Source organism: Flavobacterium sp. KACC 22761 (genome assembly GCF_034058155.1).
Classification (GTDB): Bacteria; Bacteroidota; Bacteroidia; order Flavobacteriales; family Flavobacteriaceae; genus Flavobacterium.
The window spans coordinates 4,384,130-4,408,224 of record NZ_CP139148.1 but is presented as its reverse complement, the minus strand read 5'-3'; the positions used below and the strand labels follow the sequence as shown (position 1 = coordinate 4,408,224).

Below are 24,095 nucleotides of genomic sequence, written 5' to 3'. Positions count from 1 at the left end.
TAATTATTATGCGTTTTCATTCAATAAAATCTTTCGCAGATGAAATTGTACAAAAGCTTCCATTGAATCAGGTCGTTTTGTGTTGTCGGTATAATTGAGCGGTTTTATTATGTATCCTGAGATTCCTAATTTTTCGGCAGTCATACGATCACTTCCTTCGGAAGAAGTTGTCATAATGAAAACCTTCAAATCTTTCAAATCTTCGTCTTTTCTAAGAATTTTTAAAAATTCTATTCCGTTCATTTTTGGCATATTGATATCGAGCAGAATAACATCTGGGACAAGCGGATCCTCTGCTTTTCTCAACATTTGAAGCGCTTCAAGACCATTGTATGCAGTATGTAAAACATATTGGATTTCCAATTTTTTTAAAGATCGTTCTACTGAAATCGTATCAAGTTCGTCATCTTCTACCAGTAAAATATTAGGCTTTCTCATATTTTTTATTATTTCTCCAGGTAAAAGTAAACTTGGTTCCTTCGCCTAGTTTTGATTCTACATGTATTTCTTCACCTTGATCATCAATGATTTTTTTGACAATTGCCAATCCAACTCCAGTACTTTCCATTTCATTTTTTTCTCTCAGCGTCTGGAAGATTTCAAATATTTTTTGATGATATTCCGGATCAATGCCAATACCGTTATCAGCAACCGAAAATTCATAAAAAGTGCCTACTTTTTGGCACCTTATTTCAATACTTGGATTTTCAGGTTTTGAGTATTTGACAGCATTACTTATTAAATTCGAAAAAACCTGTTCCAGTTTTAAACGTTCTGTAACAAGTTCTGGCAGATTGATAATTTGAAGCGTGAATTCCCTCGGAACAATTGATTGTGCGATTTCATGAACAAGAATATTGGTGTCAACAAATTCAGGAGTTGTCTTTCGATTTAATCGTGCATACTCTAAAAGTCCATTAATAAGGGCTTCCATACGCTGTGTCCTTTTTGGGATGATGCTCAGATAGTTTTTTAAAGCAGGGGAGAGTTCGCTAGATAAATCTTCTTCAATCCAGCTGATTACATTGTAAATGCCTCGCAACGGCGCTTTTAAATCGTGTGAAACTACATAGGCAAATTTGTTGAGTTCTTCATTTTTGTTTTCCAATTCCTGAATATTCTTTTCCAGTCGGCGCGACATGATGTTTAAAGATGCAGCAAGTGCGCTTAATTCATCATTTTTATAATCTTGAACAATAGTAAAGCGTCCTTTTGAGATTGTATCGGCTACACGAACCATTGAATTTATTCGTTTTGTAATCATAATTACGATGTATGCCGTACTGCATATTCCAACAAAAACCGTGAGGGTTAAAAATACCAACGAATATGTTCTTGTTTTTGTTAAGCTATGAAGCAACATTTCACTGTGATGTGCTCTGGTTTTGTATTCTATTCGTTCAAAATTTTTAAATTTTTTTGTGATTGAATCATTAATGTTTTTGCTAATATGTTTTTTAAGTTTAGTGTCTAAGAGGTTTATGTATGTGCTAGGATTTTCTTTTCTGGCTCGAATCAATTCAGATGTATAGGAAAGCCATTCGGCATGAAGAATGCTTATAGAATCCAAGATAGAAGCCTGAATAGTATTGCTGTCAATAAGCGTATGCTGTTCTACAATAAATCCTGGGACTTTTTCAATTCCGCTGTAATAAGGAGCCAAATAGGTACTATCATTGGTGAGTAAGTAACCTCTAACAGCACTTTGCATTTGTAAAATAGCTCGGTGTGTTTTGTTTGAATTTCGTATCACTTCTTCAGATTTTGATAGAAACTCGGAATTTTGATTGACTTTAAGCGATAATCTGTAATTGCTGTACGAATCTGCAGCAGAAAGCAAAATGATGAGCGTAAAGGCCAAAATTATTTGAGTTGATAATTTCATTGTCTTTCTGTTTAAAGAAACCCGTTAAGAATAAATAATTCTAAAATTGCATAAATGCTTCTTTGTGATTGGGAGCAGAATTTTTGCAGTTATAGTTCACAGAAGGACTATAATTGGAAATTGAAATTAAAAATAGCGCAAAGACTATCGAAAAGTATAGGTGTTTCATTGAAGTCAAAAGATTAGTGTTAAGGCTACAATGAAAATAAGAAATAAGACTTCCCTTTCTTTTATATAATTTTTCTAAAAATTTATATAATTAACATCAACATGTTTGATGATGAAGGAACTAGAGTTTTTTTGTGAATTGATAGACTAGATTTTTTTACAGAAAAAAAAATTTTTGATTTAAAGTAGATACCCAAAGTAAGCGGGGCCTTAAAAGAATGCAAAGCGTTTTTTGGAGGCGTTTTATAAATTCATGTCGAAAGTTTGTACTTTTGCCTTTATGAATGACAACTTTGTAAATGAATATTTTGGCATAGGAATACAAAATGGTAAAACACCCGAAAATTTAGGCGTTTTGTGGCGATCAGCTCAAAATATGGGCGCTACTTTTATATTTATCATAGGTAATCGATATGCAAAACAAGCATGTGACACACACGATGCCGTAAAATCAATTCCTTATTTTCATTATGAAACTTTTGAAGCTTTCTTTGAAAATTTGCCTAAAGGAGCACGATTAGTTGGTGTAGAATTAGCCGAAAGAGCATCTGACCTAGAAACTTTCGAACATCCAAGAAGATGTGTCTATTTATTAGGAGCGGAAGATCATGGCTTATCCAAAAAAGCAATGGATAAATGCCATCACTTAGTAAAATTTAAATCGGAAAAAAGTTTAAATGTGGCCGTGGCGGGAACGATTGTTATGTACGACAGAAACTTGTCGAAGCCACGTTCTTAAAACAATCATTTTAGATCCTTATTTTTTTTTGCCAGATACAACTCATCATTTGCCAAGAAATGGTTTTGAATTTTGTATCTGGCAAAATAATTTAGATTTAATTGGTTTGTTCTAAAATCAATTGTTGTCCGGTTGTAATTAATCCCGGAACATAAAATGTTATTGTAGCATTAAAAAATGAATTTGCTGGAATGCTCCAATTGGCCAAATTTTGCGCTGGCTGTGTTGGTGTTGTATAAATATTTTTCAGAGCTCCGTTTAAATAAAGCGGTCCGTTGAAAGTAAATGAAGGCGAATTTGTTCCCGATGTAAAGTTAGAAGCAAAAGTAAGCGACACATTTTTTGCCGTACTGTTTGGGTTATTCAGCTTTAAGGTCAGGGTGTATTTATGGCCGTAATTTCCGTAAGTATTTTGTGAAGCTCCATTTAATTTATAGGAGTAAGGCGCATTTTGATTTTGAAGATAAACTCCGCCAACCGCAAATTTCGAACTCGTATTTAAGCACAATCCCATATATGATGGTCCAGAAGGCAAATCGATATCTGTAGTTCCAGACCAGCCCGATTGCGTGTAGATTCCAGCTTCTCTGCCGTAAGCGTTTGTGCTTTCGGTATAAATATCGCCTGCTGCAGCAGTTTGAGTGGCGGTTACAGCATCATTTATATTTCCAGTTGAGGTTACGACGGTGTAAACATAAACACCTTGTGAAGCCGTAATTTCATATGACCCATCAACCATATTGTTATTGGCCAATGTTGCTTTGTACACTTCATAAACTTTAGAAGGATTAATAGTCACATTGCTGAAAGTTGTACGAGGCGTATTTTGTAGCCAGTCTTTCGAAACAAAATAACTTTGTCCTGTCGCGCTCCCGTTTAATGGCTTTTCAGCATTGGTATAAGTTGATCCTTTTCCGCTAATGGTTAGGGCGGTAGTTTGTGGATTGGAGACTAAAACATGCAGGTATTTTGTAGCGCCTGATTGGTTGATGTGGAATAAATAAACCCCAAAAGTGCCAGAAAGCGGATTTGAAGAACCGCCTCGGCTAGAATCAACTCTAGCATTTTGCATCAGCCATCCATTTCCTTTTATAATTTCGGGATTGTTGCTTTTCCAAATTTGCTTGTCAGATAAATTTCCACTTAAAAATTTCAAATTTTGAGGCGGAACAATCGAAGTTGACAATGTCCCTGAAGTCCAGTCTGAAGAAACAAGCGAATTGACAGCTAATGCTGTTTTTGCACTTGATTTTGTTGTGCTTTGAATGGCGGTTTTTTCAGCAGAATCATCGCTTGAGCAAGCATACGTAAGAATTGCTGTAATAACAAAACATAATAGTTTTTTTGTTTTCATAATTGGTTAGATTTAATTGATTTGACAATCAGTTAGTTGATGGCTAAAATAACAAAAAATTAATATCTTTAATATAATTATTAAAAATATTTAATATTAAATTCGTATTTAATTTATATTTTTTTTAAATCTTTGAGTAAAATAAAAAAACTTGTAATTTTAAGATGTTTTTTCTTATTATGTTTTTTGGGTTTATATTTTTTACGGACTACAGCGCCAGAAGTGTTGCTTTTGAGGTGTAAGATTGCCTTTTGATTTTTGTAATAAAAAAAGCAACGGTTAAGTTAAAAATGAATTATGTTTGTAATAGAATTTGTTAAAATCGACGATAAATGAATTTAAAAGATTTACTTGATATTAGTAAAGACAATAGTCTTTCGGGGCAAAAGTGGCACATGCTCAGGCAGTCAATTGTAAAACGATTACTTTCTGCAGGTAATGCAACAATTGCAGAAATAAGTTCTGAATTGCAATCCAGCGTTCCTACAGTTACTAAGGCGGTCAATGAGCTCTTGCAGGAAGGCACCGTAGTGGATATGGGAAAAATAACCAACAGCGGCGGACGAAGACCTTCTTTATATAGTATCAACCCAACTTGTGCTTTTTTCTTGGGTGTTGAGGTCGGACGAACTCATATGTCGATTGGATTGCAGAATATAAAGAATGAGTTTATAAGCCTTGATTTGCGCGTTCCATTTGCATTAAAAAATTCGCAAGAATCTTTGTTGGAGTTTTGTGCGCTTATCAATAATTATATTGAAGAAAGCTCCGTAGAGAAAAAATTAATTGTCGGGATTTGTATCAACTTTTCTGGCCGAATCAATTCGATGGAAGGTTTCAGTTATAATTATTTCTTTAGTGAAAACAGGCCTTTGACGGAAATTATATCTGAACAATTGGGTCTTCCGGTTCATCTTGAAAATGACACACGTGCGATGGCTTTTGGTGAATATTGCGAAGGTGTTGTTGACGATGAGCAAAATATAATTTTCTTGAATTACAGTTGGGGAGTAGCTATCGGGATTATGACCGACGGAAAGCTTTATTATGGAAAATCCGGTTATTCTGGCGAGTTTGGACATAGTACTCTTTTTGAAAATGAAATCATTTGTCAATGCGGTAAATTAGGTTGTCTTGAAACTGAAATTTCGGGCTGGTCTTTAGTGCGACAATTTAAAGAAGCGTTAAAAGAAGGAAAGCATTCAAAAATTGAACTCAATGAAAATGAAGATCTGCAGCATTTAGATATTATTTCTGGAGCCATTAACCTGGAAGACAGTTTGTGTATCGAATTAGTTACAAGACAAAGCGAAAAAATGGGACGTTATTTGTCTATTTTGCTGAATATTTTTAATCCTGATCTTCTTGTTATTGGTGGAGATTTTTCACAGTTGGGAGATTTTGCGCTTTTGCCAATTCAGTCGGCACTTAAAAAGCATTCGCTGGGCTTGGTAAATAGAGATATGAAATTAAAAAAATCAACACTCGGGCATCGTGTAGGCGTAATTGGCGCTTGCTGTATTGTAAAAGAAAAGATGCTTTCTCCCTTTTTTAAATAAGTAATTCTTCATAAGATTTTAAAAACTCTATAATTTGTTTTATAGAGTTTTTTTTGTTTTGTAACTCTCGATTCACTTTTTGTAAAAGTTCTTTTAGTCTTGGGTTTTGTTTTTAAATTTTTTTTCAAAATCTATTTGCTTCTCATTGCTTTTGAGCAAATTAGAAATAAATTATACAGCCTATTTTATTGCTAAACATTCAATATTCCATCTGCTTCTTGGGTGGGAACAAAGTTTTTTTGTGCGAATAATTTTCTTTTCAAAAAAAAATATCCATAAAAAAGTAAAAATATTTCAAATATGCTTTTCGCGTCTTATTGGCTGTATTTGCTGAGGATTTGTAGAATATTACTAAAACTTTCTGAAAATAAGCTAAATGTTAATTAATAAATTTTTTTAATAACTAAGTTGTGGTTAGTAAAATTTTATATATTTGCTCAAACCAAAAAACAAAACCAATGCAGAATATCTTAAAAATTACCTTATTACCTATTTTATTGTTTTCGCTTTTTTGCTGTGCGAGCAATGTGGCATCAATCAATGGCAAATCTCCAATTGCTCCTGTAAAAGGAGTTTGGGTTACTAATGTTGCTTCAAAAGCTTTAGATTCAAAAGAAAACATTATTGAGGCTGTTGCGCTTTGTAAAAAATCGGGTATTACAGATATTTATGTGGTCGTTTGGAATAGAGGAACTACTTTGTATCCAAGTAAGATAATGAAAGATTTGTTTGGAAAGCCAATTATGGAACGTTTTGGAGATCGTGATCCATTACAAGAAATGATTGATGCAGGACACAAGGCAAATATAAAAGTGCATGCGTGGTTTGAATTTGGATTTGCTTCTTCTTATGGTGAAAATGGCGGTGCAATCCTGAAAAAATTCCCAAACTGGAAAGCCATTGATAATAAAGGAAACTTGGTAACAAAAAATGGTTTTGAATGGATGAACGCTATGGATCCAGAAGTTCAGAATTTTGTAAAATCATTGATTATAGAAGTTGTAAAAAAATATAATGTTGACGGAATTCAAGGTGACGACCGTTTGCCGGCAATGCCATCACTTGGCGGTTACGACACTTATACGGTAGCTTTATATAAAAAAGAACACAACGGGAATCTTCCTCCTGATGATTATAAAAATGCAGACTGGCTAACTTGGCGCGCAGATAAACTGACTGTTTTTCTTGGCCAACTTTATAAAGAATTAAAAGCAATCAAACCTAAATTGATTGTAAGTATGGCGCCAAGCATCCATCCGTGGGCAAAAGAAGAATATCTGCAAGATTGGCCAACTTGGCTGGATAAAGGATATTGCGATTATGTAATTCCGCAGGTTTATAGAAAAACAATTGAGAGTTACACTACAACATTAGAGGAGCAAGTGAAATTTCTTAAAAAAGATCAAAAAGATAAATTCTTCTCTGGAGTTTTGCTTCAAGTAAATGGTGTAAATCCGCAACCTGATTTTTTAAATCAGATGATTGATGTCAATAGAAAATTAGGAGTAAAAGGAGAATCTTTCTTTTTCTACGAAGGTTTGAAAGCTTTTCCAGAATATTTTTCTACAGAATATACTAAAAAGTAGATTGACAAAGGATGTCAAAGAAGTAAATCGCTGTAAAGCGACAGCCATAATATTGTCTCAAAAATAATTGATTTTTAAAATCTGGATATGAAAACAAGAGCTTTGTCTATAGATGCCTTAAGAGGATTTGCGATTATCGCAATGATACTTTCTGGACAAATGATCCTTACGTATTTGCCCGCTTGGATGGCGCATGCTCAAGTGCCTCCCAACTCATCATTTAATCCGAATATTTATGGAATTACCTGGGTAGATTTAGTTTTTCCTTTCTTTTTATTTTCAATGGGCGCGGCATTTCCTTTTTCATTAGGAAGCAAATTAGAAAGTGGCGCTAATAAATGGGTGCTCTGTCGAGATTCCTTTTTTAGAGGGCTGCAATTGGTCTTTTTCGCCATATTTTTTGAGCATATGAGACCATTTGTAATAAGTAATCCTGCTACTATTGTTTCAAGCATAATTTCGCTTGGCAGTTTTATTCTGATGTTTTTTATGTTTTCAACAGAAACACTGCCATTTATAAAAGCTTCAAAAAATCCCGAATTAAATAGTTCCATTATAAAATTGGCTGCTTTTGCAATTGGATTCGCCTTGCTATTGGCGATAAATTTTCAAGGAAAAGAAAATCATGATTTTGATCTTTATTACAGCGATATTATTCTGATTGTACTTGCAAATATGGCTTTTTTGGCAAGTGTGATTTATATTTTTACCTTTAAAAAGCCAGTTTATCGCTTATTGGTTTTGCCATTTATTATGGCCGTTTTTTTAGCCAGCACAAACGATGGCTGGGTAAAGCAATTGTATGATTTTACGCCGTTTGCATGGGCTTATAAATTTTATTACTTAAAATATTTCTTTATCGTAATTCCAGGAACTCTTGCCGGAGAATATATAAAAGAATGGACTGTTGCGCCACAAAATGAAGTGCGAGAAAATGATAACAAGGCAATAGTGATCAGTCTGGTTTCTTTATCAATTATTATAAGCAACGTTTATTTTTTATTTGTACGTGAATTGGAAATGAATCTTGTAGTTGCTTTAGGTTTATTGATTTTGAATTATTTTATTCTAAAATCAAATACTTCAGAGTTTGGTGTTTTTTGGAAAAAACTTTTTTCGGCAGGAGCTTACTGTTTAGTATTAGGATTGTTTCTAGAAGCTTATGAAGGCGGAATAAGAAAGGATACTTCAACGTACAGTTATTATTTCGTTACTTCAGGTTTGGCATTTTTTGCGATACTTTTTTTCTCAGTGGTTTGCGATTATTTCAAATGCATTAGAGCTACTAAATTTTTGGTTTTGACAGGACAAAATCCAATGATCGCCTATGTCGCGACGTCTATGGTTGTGATGCCAATTCTCACCATTTTAACCATTACAAATTATTTTGACGTATTCAATGAAAATGCTTTTACAGGATTTTTGAGAGGTTTTATACTTACTGTATTAGCTGTTTTGATAACAACTTTTTTCTCTAGAAAAAAAATATTTTGGAGAACCTAAAGAATTCACTCTTGCTATTAAAATATTATATATTATGAAAATTCAAATAATCGCATTTTTTTTATTTTGTTATGGATATTCTCAGAATATCACCAAAAAAACGGTTGACGTTTTAGTAATTGGAGGCTCTACCAGTGGAACATCTGCTGGTATTGCATCTTCCAGATTGGGAGCTAATACATTGATTGTTGAAGAATCACCATGGATAGGAGGTATGTTTACTTTGCAAGGAGTTGGTGCCTGCGATGGTAATCATAATTTAGATTCTGGAATCTGGAATGAATTCAGAGGTGCGCTTAGAGATTATTACGGCGGAGCTGCAGCTCTTGAAACAGGCTGGGTTAGCAATACTCTTTTTGAGCCTTCTGTTGGGAATAAGATTTTCAATCAAATTGCTGCAAAAGAGAAAAATCTTGCAATTATTCATGGCTACTACGTAACAAGTATTTTGAAAGTAGGAAATTCAGTTAAAGGCGCTACTTTCAAAAATGATAAAAATGAGACTCTTGAAGTTCATGCAAAAATCACAATTGACGCTACAGACATCGGTGAAACGCTGAAAATGGCTGGAGCAGCTTATCGCTTAGGAATGGATTCTCAAAAAGAAACCAAAGAAGCCAACGCACCATTAAAAGCCAATAACATTGTTCAGGATTTAACTTGGGTAGCCATCTTAAAAGATTATGGCAAAGGAACGGACAAAACTATCGCAAAACCAAGCAATTATTCAGCCTCAAATTTTACTGGTTCTTGCATGGAAACAGTTGACCACAAAGATATTGATTGCGATAAAATGTTATCGTACGGTAAAATGCCGAATAATAAGTACATGATCAACTGGCCTAAAAAAGGCAACGATGTATATCTTGATGTGGTTGAATTATCAAGAGAAGATCGAAATAAAGAATTATTAAAAGCAAGAAATTACACTTTACAGTTTGTTTATTATATACAAAATGAACTTGGATATAAGAATCTTGGCTTAGCTGACGACGAATTTAATACTTCAGATTTGTTGGCTTACGCGCCATATTACCGTGAAGGACGACGCGTGAAAGGAGTTTCGTTTTTGACTTACAATCACGTTGCCGACCCATACAATCAAAAAGAAGCTTTGTATAAAACAGGAATTTCTGTTGGAGATTATCCTGTAGATCATCATCACAAACAAAACCCAAATGCCCCTGATCTTGGATTTCCAGCGGTACCTTCTTATAATGTGCCGCTAGGATCTCTAATTCCTGAAAAAGTTGATGGATTTATAGTCTCAGATAAAGCGATTTCAGCTTCAAATTTAATTAATGGTGCAACACGTCTACAACCTGTAGTTTTATTGACAGGACAGGCAGCAGGAACTTTGGCAGGAGTTGCAATTAAAAATAATATAGAGCCACGTAAGGTTTCAGTAAGAGAAGTGCAACAATCACTTTTAAATCAAAAAGCATACATCATGCCTTTGTATGATGTAAAACCTACAGATCCTGCTTTTGAAGCTATTCAAAAAATTACTGCAACAGGAATTTTAAAAACAAAAGGCGAAAGCTACAAATGGGCAAACAGAACTTGGTTTTATCCAGAACAAAATATTACAGTTCAGGAATTTACAGAAGGCTTGAATCAGTTTAATAAGAAAAATAAAATTGTTAAAAGTGCGGCAATTCTAACAGAGCAGGAAGCAGTTAATCTTTTAACTAAAGCGGGGGCTAAATTCTCAAAAGAAAATCTTTCGGCAAATCCAATAAGCAAAAGAAACTTGGCAATATTAATTGAAGAAAGCCTGCATGCATTTGAAAAAGAAATTGATTTTTCTGGAAATATTAAAGCCAAAAAATAGTAAAATGTTCAAAAGTATTTGTGTTTTCTTTTCCACTCTTTTTATGGGGCTTTTAGCTCAAGAAAACAAGCAGGTTTTTCATAATTATTTCTATGATCAAAGACGTTCGTTTTTTGAAGCGATGCCTGCAGGCAAAAACGAAATTATTTTGCTAGGCGATAGTATAACGAATTGTGCTAATTGGGATGAAATTTTTTCGGGAGGGAAAGTAAAAAACAGAGGAATTTCTGGTGATATCACTTTAGGAGTTTTGGACCGTATGGATGAAATCGTAAAACGTAAACCTAAAAAGGTCTTTATTCTCATCGGGATTAATGATATCGCTCAAAAAATCAGTACCGAAACAATTTTAAAAAACTATCAAAACATAATATCAAAATTAAAAAATGATAGTCCTAGAACGGTAATTTATATTCAAAGCATTTTACCCACAAATGATGAGTTTGATACATTCAAAAATCATCAAGGAAAAATGGAAACAATAAAAGAAATGAATATAGAATTAGAAAAATTGGCTAAAGAAAATAAAGCTGAATTTATAAATCTTTTTCCGCATTTCTTGGATCAAAACGGAAAGCTAAGCAAATCCTATACAAATGACGGACTGCATCTTTTAGGTCCTGGTTATCTGTTATGGGCATCCATTATAAAAAAATACATTGAGTAGAAATAATAAACTTTTAAAAATATAGTGTAAATGTTAGAGACTAATAATGATATCAAATTTGACCAGATTCAGCATACAGATTTGGGTCAATACGCGGGCTTATACAAAGATGAGTTATTAAAAGAAGTGATTCCGTTTTGGGAGAAATATTCTATTGATAATCAGTACGGCGGATATTTTACTTGTTTGGACAGGCAAGGTAACGTTTACGATACTGATAAATTCATCTGGTTGCAAGGTAGACAAGTATGGACTTTTTCGATGCTTTATAATAAAGTAGAGAAAAAACAAGAATGGCTTGATATTGCACTTCATGGAGCAAAATTTTTATTGGAAAACGGAAGAGATGCAGAAGGGAACTGGTATTTTTCTTTAAACCAAAAAGGAGAGCCTTTAGTAGTTCCGTATAATATCTTTTCAGATTGTTTTGCTGCAATGGCTTTTGGAGAATTGTACAAAGCCACAAACGACTCTTTGCATAAGGAAGTTGCCGTAAATACCTATAATAATATTATCGCAAGACAAAATAATCCGAAAGGGAAATGGAGTAAAGCTTACAACGGTACAAGAGAGTTGAAAAACTTTTCTCTTCCGATGATTTTATGCAATCTGTCTCTTCTTCTCGAAGAAGCAATTGGTAAAGAAGTGGTAGATCGAATGATTCCGCCTCTTATTGAAGATATCATGACTAATTTCTTAAACAAAGAACATGGCATCATCATGGAAAATGTGGGAGCAAATGGTGCTTTTAGTGACAGTTTTGAAGGAAGAATCATCAATCCGGGTCACGGAAATGAATCAATGTGGTTCTTGATGGATATCGCGGCTCGATACAATAAACCAGAGCTTGTTAAGCAATGCGAAGAAATTTTAATCAAAACAACAGAATTTGGCTGGGATAAAGAGTTTGGAGGAATCTATTATTTCTTAGATATCAAAGGCCACCCAACACAAGAATTGCAATGGAATCAAAAGTTATGGTGGGTTCACATTGAAACCATGATTTCTTTTGCGAAAGCTTATAAACTAACAGGTAACGAAAAAAGCAAGGAATGGTTTGTAAAACTTCACGATTATACCTGGAACCACTTTAGAGATGAAAAATACAAAGGAGAATGGTTTGGCTATCTGACCAGAGAAGGAAAACCGCTTTTGGAAGCAAAAGGAGGAAAATGGAAAGGATGTTTTCATGTTCCTAGAGGATTGTACGAATTATGGACGACTTTAAAATAAACTAATTAATCAAAAACCAAAATTATTATTAACTATGAAAAAAGGAATATTATTCTTGATGTTTTGTTTGGTCTCGCTGTTTGCTGAGGCACAGACAAGACAGTTAAAAGGGGTGATTACAGATTCTGACGGCATGCCGCTGGTGGGAGCTAATGTTTTGATCCAAGGTTCAAAAACAGGAGCTTCGACAGATTTTAACGGAAGTTTTCAATTAGATGTACCCAACCAAAAAACAACGCTGCTTGTAAGTTACATCGGATTTAAAGACATGACGGTAGATGCTACGGGAAAAACTTCTATAAAAATACAAATGCAGTCTGTAACAAACCAAATGCAAGAGGTGGTTGTTGTTGGATATGGAACGCAAAAGAAAGCAACTTTGACAGGAGCTATCGGAATTGTAAAAGGTGCTGATTTGAACAAAAGAGCAGTTGCTTCATTATCAACTGGATTGCAAGGAACTATTGCAGGGGTTACTGTACAACAAACTTCTGGAGAGCCGGGAAGTGATGGTTCTAATATCAGAATTAGAGGTATTGGTTCTGTAAATTCAAGCACATTTCCATTAGTATTGGTAGATGGTATTGAGATGGATATCAATCAAGTAGATATGAATACGGTTGAAAATGTTTCAGTTCTTAAAGACGCGGCTTCAGCTTCTATCTACGGATCAAGAGCTTCAAATGGGGTAATCTTGATTACAACAAAAAGAGGAAAAGATGGAAAAATGAAAGTAAGTCTTGATGCTTATACTTCAATCCAATCGCCTACAAACATGCCTGTAGTTTTAAAAGCAGCTGATTATCTTCAAGCTGAATTGAATTCTTTGGATAACGCTGGAGTTACGATTCCTGCAGATCAGAGAGCGGCAAGAGAGCAAATGATTGCAGATCAAAGAAATTACAAACCAGACAACTGGAACAGATATGATACAGATTGGAAAGATGCTACGATCAAAAAGAGCGCAATCATGACCAATAACAACATTTCATTGTCTGGAGGAGGAAAAGACATTAAATATTTTGGAGCTTTAACTTCTCTTAAGCAAGATGGTTTAATTGAAAATAATAATTTCAAAAGAATCAATGTCAGATTAAATACTGATGCAAAAATTAATGAGTGGTTAAAATTAAACAATGAAATTTCATATAGAACTTCTACTCAGTTAACACCTGGAATTTCAACTCCAAAAGGAATCATAAACAAAGCATTGTATATGTTGCCAACGCTTTCTGCAGTTAAAGAAATTGATGGTAATTGGGGATATGGCAAAAATGGAGACAATCCTGTGGCAAATGCAGAAGCTTCAGGAAGCCAGACAATTGAAAGACCAGAGATTTTGTTAAACGCTACCTTGATTGCTACTCCAGCAAGCGGGTTGGAATTATTAGCACAGTATAGCTACAGAAAAACTGAAAACAGAGGTACGTTTATCACAACTCCATATATGACTTCATTAAAAGGTGTGGTACAAGGTTTTTACCCAGCTAGAGATGGTGTTACGGAGGCTTATAGTGCCAATGTTCGCAACTATTTTAGAGCACAAGCTTCATATGCTAAAACTTTCGGAGAGCATGATTTTAAAATAATGGCAGGAACGCAAAGCGAGAATAACATTCTTAAAGATATAAGCGCTAGCAAAAATGGTTTTGACTTAGAAAGATATTATTTAGTAAACGGCGACGGAGCTACAGCATCAGCAACAGGTGGAGCAACAGAATGGGCTATGTCTTCTTTTTATGGAAGATTTAATTATGATTTTGGTGGAAAATATCTGTTTGAAGTAACTGGCCGTTACGATGGTTCTTCTAGATTTAGTGAAGGACAACGTTGGGGATTCTTCCCATCTTTCTCTGCTGGATGGATGGTGAGCAAAGAGAAATTTATGGAGCCAATCTTGGATTATGTAAGTGATTTCAAGCTAAGAGCTTCTGTAGGAACTTTAGGAAATCAAGATATCGGAAACTATCCTTATGCATCAACAATTCAGCCGGGATATAGCTATTGGCTTGACAAACAATTAGCTCAAGGTGTAGCGCAAACTACATTATCGAATCCTAATATTACATGGGAAAAATCAAAACAGACTGATTTTGGGCTTGATGCTACTTTCTTCAACAGAAAACTTTCTGCTACGTTTGATTATTACATAAAAGACGTTTACGATATGCTTTTGGTTTATCCAGTGACTTATTATACAGGACTTAACGCAACTTATACTAATGCTGGAGATATGCAGAATAAAGGTTGGGAAGTTAGTCTTACGTACAAAAATCACATTGGAGATTTTAACTACAGCGTAACAGGAAACTTGAGCAATAATGAAAATGAGATTACAAAATTATACGGACCAAACTCAGACAGATCTGTTACTGTAGGATATCCTAACGGCGGAATTTGGGGTTATAAAACAGATGGATATTATGTAGATGCTGCCGATGTAGCAAATTCTCCAAAATTATCTAATGCAACAAAACCAGGTTATGTGAAGTATGTAAAAATGGATCCAACTGGAGCAAATCCTACTCTTATTACAGAAAATGACAAAGTGTATTTAGGAGATCCATTTCCTCATTATGAGTACGGATTGAATTTGACAGCAAGTTATAAAAACTTTGATTTGACTTGCTTTTTCCAAGGAGTTGGAGAACGCAAAGTATTGATGAGCGGTATTGGAGTAAGACCATTCTTCAACGGATCAAACTTATTTGCACATCAAGTAGATTCTTGGACACCTGATCATCAAGATGCCGAGTATCCAATTTTAGTTCCTGAAGCGAACTCTGCTGATAACTTTGTTGCATCAGACAAATGGGTTAAAAACGGAGCTTACTTAAGATTGAAAAATATTGTTTTAGGATACAGTCTTCCAAAAACATTTTTAGAAAAAGCTCATATTGATGGTCTTCGTCTTTATGTAAGCGGACAAAACTTGTGGACTTTGAGTCATTTCTTCCCAGGTTATGATCCAGAAGTAAGCTATGGAGGAAATTTAGGAGGAGAGTTTTATCCAATCATGCAGACGGTAACAGTAGGTGCTAATTTAAAATTTTAACAAGATGAATTTAATTAAGAAAACAGTTATAGGATTAAGCCTTATCGTTGGGTTAGGATCTTGTGATGACTATATAGACAAAGAGCCTTTGAGTGATTATTTATCCTCAAACTTTTACAACAACGAAGCAGCAATTAAGCAAGGTACGAACGGTTCTTATCAAGGTTTATACATGGAAAGCAGCCAATTGCCGTTTTTCACGCTTTATGACATGTACACTCCAATGGGAATTGAAAGAGCCGATAACAGCTCGATTGGAGTAAACAACGTAAACTTGGAAAACAACTTTATTGTAGAAGCACAATGGGCTAACTTTTATAAAGGAGTTGCCAGAGCAAATACGGTTATTGAAGGTTCTGCACCATATATTGATGGTTTAAGCGATAAAGCAAAACAATATGTAGCAGAAAATAAAGTAATCAGAGCGACTCACTATCATTACTTGATTTCTTTATATGGAGATGTGCCTTTCTTTACAAAGTCGGTTACACCAGAAGAGCAAAAAAACGCAACAAGAAAACCTTGGATGGAAATTGTTGATTATTTATTAAACGATCTTGAAGAAGCTAGTACTCAATTGCCTTGGCAAGCTACAGAACTAGGGCGTGCCGATAAATCGTACGCTTTGGGTCTAAAAGCTAGAATTGCTTTGTACGCTGGATCTTGGTGCAAAGAAGGTTTTGGCCAAAAGGGAACGAAAAATGCGGCAAAAGCGGCATATTATTTTGACATTGCAGCCCAAACTTCAAGAAGAATTATTCAAGAATCTGGAAGAGGTTTAGCACCAAATTTTGATGATTTATTTACAAGAGCAGGACAACTTACTGGACCAGCAAAAAGAGAAAATATTTTTGCACTTGCTTATTCTGATCAAGCATCAAAAAAGACACATTACCAGTCATTTGGTGAAATGGCAAGAACAGTAGGAGGACAATCAGGAAGATTCCCTACTCAATTGTTAGTGGATACTTTTGAAATGGCAAACGGAAAAAGAATTGACGAACCAGGTTCTGGCTATGATCCTAAAAATCCATTTGCAAATAGAGATCCTCGTTTAAAAATGTCGATTTATACACATAAATCTAACATCATTGCGAACAATGGAGGTGTAAAATTGAACATTATTATGGAGCTGTACAAACCGACAACTTTGTCATTTGATGCCGCAAACAACTCGACTTCAATTTCAAATCTTGATTATACAGGTTCTGTGGCGCAATATGGTTACATTCAGAGCGGTGTTGGATATTTATGGAGAAAATACAATTATTTTAATGACGAAATTGTTTCTGAGCCTTCATACAATATTTTGATGATGCGTTACGCTGAGATTTTGTTGATGTATGCTGAAGCGAAAATCGAATTGAATCAAATTGATGGCACAGTAACAGGTGCTATCAATGAGGTAAGAGCGAGAGTTAACATGCCTGCAACAACACTTACAGATCAAGCAAAATTAAGACAATTGGTTCGTAGAGAACGTAAAGTAGAACTTATCAGAGAAGCAGGTTTACATTTCTTCGATATGAGAAGATGGAGAACTGGAGCTTTAGAAAATGCTGAAAAAACATACGGTTTCCCAATTGCAACTGGAGTAAATGCGGCTACAAATACGTATCCTGATGGTTACACGCAAGTTACCGCAGATATGGTTCCAACTTATGGAGCAGCAGGTTCTGATAGAGATTTGAATGATTTGGCTCTTTACGGTGCATATGGTAGCAAATTACGTCAAAGAGATGCAGACAGACCTAACAACTGGAATGACAAATTCTATTTATGGCCAATTCCTCAAGTAGAAAGAAACAAAGCCCCACAGCTTACGCAAAATGATGGCTACGGTCAATAATTGTTAATTAAAAAGATAAAGATAGAAAATGAAAAAAATATTTTGTTTCCTTATGAGTCTTGTGCTGTTGTCCTCGTGCGACGATAGCTTTAAAGACGAGCGCAGCTATCAATCGGCCAAGATTGTAGCGGTTAAATTGAATAATGTTTTATACAACATTGCAGAAAATGACGCGAACGAGGCAAAGGTTGTTTTGCCTGCAGGTACTAATCTTAAGGATGTTAAAACAGAAATTTTAGTTGCTAATGGTACTGTTGTAAGCCCAGAAAACAATGTTAATCGTGATTTGACAAAACCAATAGATGTTTCTATTTCGGGTCAAGACGGTGAAAATAGTGTTTGGAAACTTATAGTACAATCACCTCCAAAATTGACTAATTTAAGCGTTGTAGGACTTCCAATTGCAAAAGATAAAATCTTCTTTGGAAAAACATCTATAATTGTTCAAGTTCCGGTTGGAACAGATATTACTAATTTGGCTGTTACTTATGACTTCTCAAATGGAACATTGAAAAATTATGTAAACGGAACTGCGAAAGATTATAGTTTTAATCTGCCAAGCAAAGCTCCTTTTAGTTTAGAAGTTTTAGGAGTTGACGGCGTAACAGTTTACAAATACGACGTTGTATTTACATCTGAACAGGTAGGTCCAGCAAAAATTAATAGCATGGTAATCAATGGAGATGTAACTTCTGAAGTTATCATCGTTGATGCGGCTAAAAATATTGTACAGCCTGTTGTTCCTTATTTGACTAATTTCTCAGATGCAACAGTTGTAATTAATGCTTCTTTTGGAAATACAATTGATCCTGCTTTCAAAGGAACAAATGTGAATACATTAGCAGGATTTAAAGTTAAAATAACGGGAACTGACGGAATTGAGCGTGAATTCACAGTCAAAAATCCTTTGATTAAATCAAACCCAATTTTGGAAAAATCTCATGCTGATTTTGGTTTTGCAGCAAATGCAGGTTCATCTGCAGGATTCAGCGGAAACAATATCGTAATTGCAACAAATGCAATGAATGCAGGGCAAACTGCCGTATTAGGTATTAATGCTTATGACTTGTCAGGAAACTACTTAAACGGACTTGCTAAAACAGGTACAAACTTTGACGGTGGAGCAGTTACAGGTATTAGAAAACTGGCTACAGATGACAACGGAAAAATCCTTGGTGTACAGCTTGGAGCAGGTGCAGGAGCGGCAACGACTTTATCAATCATCAAATGGAATTCTATTTCAGATGCAGCGCCAACGAACTATATTACATTTTCTCAAAACAGTTTAGGTCTAACATTTGCACCTCGTACTGCGGGTATTAGCATATCAGGATCTTTAGACGGAAATGCTACAATTACAGTTCCTTTGGCACAAAAAACAAATGTATTAATCTGGAAAGTTGTTAATGGAGTTTTAAATCCAACACCAACACAGCAGTCATTCCCTTACTCAGGAACTGGTTTCTATTACAGTGTGCAGCCTGATGATACCGGATTTGTTGGAGCTTCAACAGGAACAGCATATAGCGGCATCAATTTGATGAGTGGTTCTTTCTCTGAAACTTTTAAAACAACTTCTGGTTCTGTAACAACAGATTGTAAAACAATTGTTTACAAAGGAAGAAAATACATTGCTTATGTTGCATTTGTAGGTGGTAAGCACGTTTTCAGATTAGTAGATTACACTACAGCAAGTACAGCTGCTCTTGAAAGCCCAATTTTAGAAGTTACAGGAGCTGCAGTTTCAAATGCTAATAATACTGTAGATGCTGACTTTGCAGTAATAAATGGCAAATTGCACGTATTGTATTATGGAACAAACGATAAACTAGCAGTTTACAAATTAGAACAATAAAAACTTTAGGAGATTTTCTTTGAAAGAGAAAATCTCCTTTAAAAACATAAAAAATGAAAAAGTTATTAATTTTATCGCTTGCCGTATTATTTTTTGCGTGCAATAGTGAAGAACCGCCGAGAGTTTATCCAAACAATCCAGTTCAAACAGGAAAAGCCATGAAAGGTGTTTGGGTTACCAATGTAGCTTCAACGGCTTTAGGTTCGTTAAATGCCATTAAAGAAACGGTACAGACCTGCAAAAAATCAAACATTACAGATATTTATGTGGTGGTTTGGAACAAAGGAAGAACGCTTTATCCAAGTGAAATCATGAATAAAGAATTCGGTATTTCAATCATGGAAGGCTATGAAGGAAGAGATCCATTGTTGGAAATGATTACCGAAGCACATAAAGAAAAAATAAAAGTCCATGCTTGGTTTGAATATGGTTTTGCGGCTTCAAATGGACAGCAAGGTGGCGTGATTTTAAAAAAATATCCGCAATGGGCTGCTAAAGACGTAAATAAAAATTTATTGGTTTCGTCAAATGGTTTTGAATGGATGAATGGAATCAATCCGGATGTTCAGAATTTTATGAAATCATTGATTTTGGAAGTAGTTAAAAAATACGATGTTGACGGTATTCAAGGTGATGATAGACTTCCTGCAATGCCAATTGCTGGAGGATATGACGATTATACAGTACAGCTTTATAAAACCGAAAAAGGTGTTAATCCTCCAACAAATGAAAAAGATGCTGCATGGCAAGATTGGAGAGCTAGTAAATTGACAGAATTTTTAGGCGATTTATACAAAGCTGTTAAAGCAGCAAAACCTACTGTAATTGTTTCAATGGCACCAAGTGTACATCCTTGGGCAAAGGATAATTATTTGCAGGATTGGCCAACTTGGTTGGATAAAAAATATTGCGATTATGTAATTCCGCAGATTTATCGCTATGATTTTGCAGCTTATTCACAAACATTAAAATCACAGGTTTCTTATGTGAAGAATAGTGCGGATCGTTCAAAATTGTTTGCTGGAGTTCTGATTCAATCTGGAACGTACAACGCTACTAATCAGTTTGTAGAGCAAATGGTGAACGAGAATAGAAACAATTATGTAAACGGAGAAATTTTCTTCTTTTTTGAAGGATTAAAATACAACTCTGAGTATTTTACTACCAAATACGCTACCAAATAATTTAAAAAATGCTACTGCCAAAATCCATTTTCGGCAGTAGTATTTACATAAAAATCAAGCAGAGAAAAATTTCGATATGCGCCAGAAAAAAAATACCATATTATTTTTTACACTCATTTTCTTAATGAGCTTGACTGGTTTTGCCCAAGATCAATCTTTTGCTTTTGCTAAAAAAGAATCTAGAGAAAAGCTGCTTATAAAACTGAAGGATTCCATAATCAATCAGGAAGCGACGGCTTATTTGAATTTCAATAAAAGCATAAACTGGAACAGCTATGCGTGGGCAACTGCTTTCGTGATAGATAATTCAGAACAGAATTTTAAAGTCCTAAAAAAGGCATTGTCAGACTATAAACAACTATCAAAACGTGATTTAAAGAAAGTTTTTGAATCGGTATTTGCTTGTTTTCCAAATCAATTTGTTTCAGAAATGACTGATATTGCAGAAAATGAAACTGAAAATGCTTCAATTTTTGCAACATCACTACATTATTTGGCACAAAATAAAATAGAGGTAAAAAAGCTTTTACAAACTAAGTTTGTTAATGATAGTAGTGCTGTAATGCAGGCTTTACGAAACGAATTGAAATCAGATTACAAACCAATTTCAATCGCTGATTTGATTGAGTTGATAAAATTTAATGCTGCTAAAAAAGAGAAAATTTTATATTCCATTCAGCATGCAAACAGAGATTTGCCTGGAAAAGCTTTTGTTCAGAATGAAAATGGTTTCTTAGAAAAAGAAAACGGAAAAGTTGTTTTTGTGGATCAATTGGCCAGAAGCGCCACTAATTTGCCAATGTATATTACAAATGGCAATACGCCGATAGGTTTGTTTAAAATTGAAAGTCTCGCCAAATCTGAAAATGTTTTTATCGGACCGACTTTGAGTTTTGTTACGTTTTTGCCTTTTGAATGTGAAGCATCTGTTTTTTATAATAATGATAAAAAGGATTTTTTTTTGGAAGATTATTTGAAATTTTTCCCAAAGAAACTGTATTCAAATTTAAGTATTCAGCAAACTTTTTGGGCAGGAAAAGCAGGAAGAGGCGAAATTCATTTTCATGGAACAACGATAGATCAAGAGTTATACAAAAATCAGATTTTCTACGGGCAAACGCCTTCTATGGGATGTTTGTGTACCAAGGAAATTTGGAACGAAAAAGGCAATTTAACCCAAAGCGATCAGCAAAAATTAGTTGATATTTGGCAAAAATCCAATACTGAAAAAGGTTACGCCTATGTCTTGGAGCTACAAGAATCAGATTGGATAAAGTTCGAAAAAAGCATAAATACAAAATTATAATGAAAAAATTAATCCCAGCTTTAATCTTAGCCTGTTTTTTTATTTCGTCAGGGAAAACGGACAAAATAAATGATATTACCCAATATGTAAATCCGTTTATTGGTACCGGCGGGCATGGCCACACTTTTCCGGGAGCTGTAGTTCCTTTCGGAATGGTACAATTGAGTCCCGATACAAGAACGCAAGGCTGGGATGCTTGCAGCGGTTATTATACGGAGGATACCAGTATTTTAGGCTTTTCGCATAGACATTTAAGCGGTACCGGGATGACCGATTTTGCCGATGTACTTTTCACGCCTTTCTCGGGTAAACTGCAATTAGAAAATGGGAATCTGAAAGAATATTATCCGTTGAATTTTTCGCATAAAAATGAAAAAGCTTCGGCAGGTTTTTATACCGTTAATTTTGATAATGGAATAAAAGCTTCTATGACAGCATCGACAAGAGCAGGATTTCACGAATATAAATTTCCTTCAGAAGAAGCAGGAATTATTATTGATTTGCATCATAATCTGAACAATCAAAAGGTTTTGGAATCTTCGATAGAAATTATCAGCGATACCGAAATTAGAGGAATGAGATTGACTGAAGGCTGGTCAAAAAGAGATTATGTTTATTTTCATGCAAAATTCAACAAACCTTTTAAAGTTGAATTGTACAAAGACAATAAAATTGTTTCCGGAAAACAGTTAAAAGCAGCTCATATCAAAGCGGTTTTATATTTTGAAAATCCGAAAGAAGTGAAAGCAAAGGTTGGAATTTCTCCAGTTGATGAAAGAGGCGCTTTGCAAAATCTAGATGCTGAAATTCCGCACTGGGATTTTGATAAAACCCAAAAGCAAGCAACAGCATTATGGAAAAACCAGCTTGAAAAAATTAAAATTGAAGGAGGAACCCAAGAACAGAAAACGATTTTCTATACAGGATTGTATCACGCTTTTATTCATCCGTCAACGTATTCAGACACTGATAAAAGATACCGCGGACAAGATCTAAAAATTCACACACTTGATTCTGGAACCTATTATACAGTATTTTCGCTTTGGGATACCTACAGAGCGCAAATGCCTTTAATTGATTTGATTGCTCCTTCTAAAACAAATGAGTTTATCAATTCACTTTTGATAAAATACCAACAAGGCGGTTTGTTGCCAATGTGGGATTTGGCGGCCAATTATACTGGAACAATGATCGGGGCACATTCAACATCTTTAATTGCAGATGCTTACACCAAAAATATCCGAGGTTACGATACAGAATTGGCCTATAAAGCCATGATGCGTTCGATTCCTTATGACACAACGGGAGTAAAAGTAAATCATCCTGCTATTTGGGAATGGCTCATGACAAAAGGGAAAAAATACAACGAGGAAATGGGATTTATTCCTGCGGATAAAGATGTGATTTTCGCTACTTCAAGAGGTTTAGAATATGCTTACAATGACTGGGCATTGGCTCAAGTAGCAAAAGATATGGGAAAAACGGAAGACTATAAATGGCTTTCCGAACGTGGGATGCGTTACAAAAAATACTACGACAAAGCAACTGGTTTCATGCGCGCTTTAGACAGCAACGGAAAATTTATCGGACCATTTAATCCTTCGTTTTCAGACCATATGAACAGTCCGTATTGTGAAGGAAATGCTTGGCAGTGGACATGGTTTGTACCACAAGATGTAAACGGACTAATTGATTTGATGGGAGGAAAAGTTTCTTTTGAAGAAAAACTAGATGCTTTGTTTAATACAACTGCGAAATTGGAAGGAGCAGATGCATCTGCCGATATTTCGGGATTAATTGGACAATATGCTCACGGAAATGAGCCAAGCCATCACATTATTTACTTTTATAATTATATCAACAAGCCTTTCAAAACTCAAGAATTGGCCGATAAAATCATGAAAGAGCAATACAGAAATGCTCCAGATGGCTTGAGCGGCAATGAAGATTGCGGACAAATGTCGTCATGGTATATTTTGAATGCAATTGGCTTTTATCAAGTTGCGCCGGGAGATCCTACTTACACGATTTCTAGACCATTGTTTGATAAAGTAACTATCGATTTGGAAAGAGGGAAAAAATTGATTGTGAAGACTATCAATAATGCTCCAGAAAATAAATATGTAGAATCTGTGACTTTGAACGGAAAGATTTTGAACTCGTTATTTTTTAAACACGACCAAATTGCATCGGGTGGCGAATTGGTTTTTAAAATGACGAGTAAGATTGTTAAAAAATAAATAAAAATATATTTAATCAGCCAAATTTGCGGGCTAAAAATTTCTCTCGCAGACTTGGCAGATTGGCAGATAAAATAT

The 24,095-nt window shown here is 34.9% G+C and carries 16 protein-coding genes; 13 read left to right on the top strand and 3 right to left on the bottom strand.

The genetic code is table 11. The features are described from left to right. Positions 1 to 6: 6 nt before the first annotated feature. Together SCB73_RS18765 and SCB73_RS18760 are read right to left on the bottom strand one after the other, a co-directional pair. Positions 7 to 438, bottom strand: coding sequence for a response regulator (locus tag SCB73_RS18765; RefSeq protein WP_320567711.1), 432 nt, complete (start codon positions 436 to 438; stop codon positions 7 to 9). Then, a complete protein-coding gene (locus SCB73_RS18760) occupies positions 425 to 1,885 on the bottom strand; it encodes a sensor histidine kinase (protein ID WP_320567710.1) in 1,461 nt (486 codons plus the stop codon). Before SCB73_RS18760 ends, SCB73_RS18765 begins: the two co-directional genes overlap by 14 nt. Positions 1,886 to 2,333: 448 nt before the next feature. Here SCB73_RS18760 and SCB73_RS18755 point away from each other — a divergent pair, with 448 nt between their 5' ends. Beyond that, on the top strand, positions 2,334 to 2,792 hold the full coding sequence (locus SCB73_RS18755) for an RNA methyltransferase (protein ID WP_320570105.1): 459 nt from the start codon (positions 2,334 to 2,336) through the stop codon (positions 2,790 to 2,792). A gap of 97 nt (positions 2,793 to 2,889) precedes the next feature. Here the strand turns inward: SCB73_RS18755 and SCB73_RS18750 are convergent, their stop codons facing one another. Beyond that, the gene (locus SCB73_RS18750) at positions 2,890 to 4,146 is read right to left on the bottom strand and encodes a DUF3370 family protein (protein WP_320567709.1); all 1,257 of its coding nucleotides are present in this window, start codon (positions 4,144 to 4,146) and stop codon (positions 2,890 to 2,892) included. A 332-nt stretch (positions 4,147 to 4,478) separates the two neighbouring features. On the opposite strand from SCB73_RS18750, the gene SCB73_RS18745 reads away from it, so the two are divergent. The 12 genes from SCB73_RS18745 (at position 4,479) to SCB73_RS18690 (ending at position 24,017) form a co-directional block, all read left to right on the top strand. Continuing rightward, positions 4,479 to 5,705 carry an ROK family protein gene (locus SCB73_RS18745; protein ID WP_132987988.1) on the top strand — a complete coding sequence of 409 codons (1,227 nt, stop codon included), beginning with the start codon at positions 4,479 to 4,481 and terminating at the stop codon, positions 5,703 to 5,705. Positions 5,706 to 6,163: 458 nt separating this feature from the next. Continuing rightward, positions 6,164 to 7,291 carry a glycoside hydrolase family 10-like protein gene (locus SCB73_RS18740; protein WP_320567708.1) on the top strand — a complete coding sequence of 376 codons (1,128 nt, stop codon included), beginning with the start codon at positions 6,164 to 6,166 and terminating at the stop codon, positions 7,289 to 7,291. 87 nt (positions 7,292 to 7,378) lie between these two features. Beyond that, a complete protein-coding gene (locus tag SCB73_RS18735) occupies positions 7,379 to 8,794 on the top strand; it encodes a DUF5009 domain-containing protein (RefSeq protein ID WP_320567707.1) in 1,416 nt (471 codons plus the stop codon). A 34-nt stretch (positions 8,795 to 8,828) separates the two neighbouring features. Then, positions 8,829 to 10,628, top strand: coding sequence for an FAD-dependent oxidoreductase (locus SCB73_RS18730; RefSeq protein ID WP_320567706.1), 1,800 nt, complete (start codon positions 8,829 to 8,831; stop codon positions 10,626 to 10,628). A gap of 4 nt (positions 10,629 to 10,632) precedes the next feature. Further along, positions 10,633 to 11,295, top strand: coding sequence for a GDSL-type esterase/lipase family protein (locus SCB73_RS18725; protein WP_320567705.1), 663 nt, complete (start codon positions 10,633 to 10,635; stop codon positions 11,293 to 11,295). 30 nt (positions 11,296 to 11,325) lie between these two features. Then, on the top strand, positions 11,326 to 12,528 hold the full coding sequence (locus tag SCB73_RS18720) for a n-acyl-d-glucosamine 2-epimerase (RefSeq protein WP_320567704.1): 1,203 nt from the start codon (positions 11,326 to 11,328) through the stop codon (positions 12,526 to 12,528). A 34-nt stretch (positions 12,529 to 12,562) separates the two neighbouring features. After that, complete coding sequence (locus SCB73_RS18715) at positions 12,563 to 15,583, top strand: SusC/RagA family TonB-linked outer membrane protein (protein ID WP_320567703.1); 3,021 nt, start codon at positions 12,563 to 12,565, stop codon at positions 15,581 to 15,583. 4 nt (positions 15,584 to 15,587) lie between these two features. Next, entirely contained in the window at positions 15,588 to 17,432 is a 1,845-nt protein-coding gene (locus SCB73_RS18710) for a RagB/SusD family nutrient uptake outer membrane protein (RefSeq protein ID WP_320567702.1), read from the top strand. Between the two features lie 28 nt (positions 17,433 to 17,460). After that, positions 17,461 to 19,287, top strand: a complete 1,827-nt coding sequence (locus tag SCB73_RS18705) for a hypothetical protein (RefSeq protein ID WP_320567701.1) — start codon at positions 17,461 to 17,463, stop codon at positions 19,285 to 19,287. A gap of 53 nt (positions 19,288 to 19,340) precedes the next feature. Further along, positions 19,341 to 20,471: a glycoside hydrolase family 10-like protein gene (locus tag SCB73_RS18700; RefSeq protein WP_320567700.1), complete on the top strand. Its 1,131-nt coding sequence runs from the start codon at positions 19,341 to 19,343 to the stop codon at positions 20,469 to 20,471. Positions 20,472 to 20,547: 76 nt separating this feature from the next. Continuing rightward, positions 20,548 to 21,777: a hypothetical protein gene (locus tag SCB73_RS18695; RefSeq protein ID WP_320567699.1), complete on the top strand. Its 1,230-nt coding sequence runs from the start codon at positions 20,548 to 20,550 to the stop codon at positions 21,775 to 21,777. Beyond that, complete coding sequence (locus SCB73_RS18690; RefSeq protein ID WP_320567698.1) at positions 21,777 to 24,017, top strand: GH92 family glycosyl hydrolase; 2,241 nt, start codon at positions 21,777 to 21,779, stop codon at positions 24,015 to 24,017. The genes SCB73_RS18695 and SCB73_RS18690 overlap by 1 nt, the downstream gene beginning before the upstream one ends. Positions 24,018 to 24,095 lie beyond the last annotated feature (78 nt).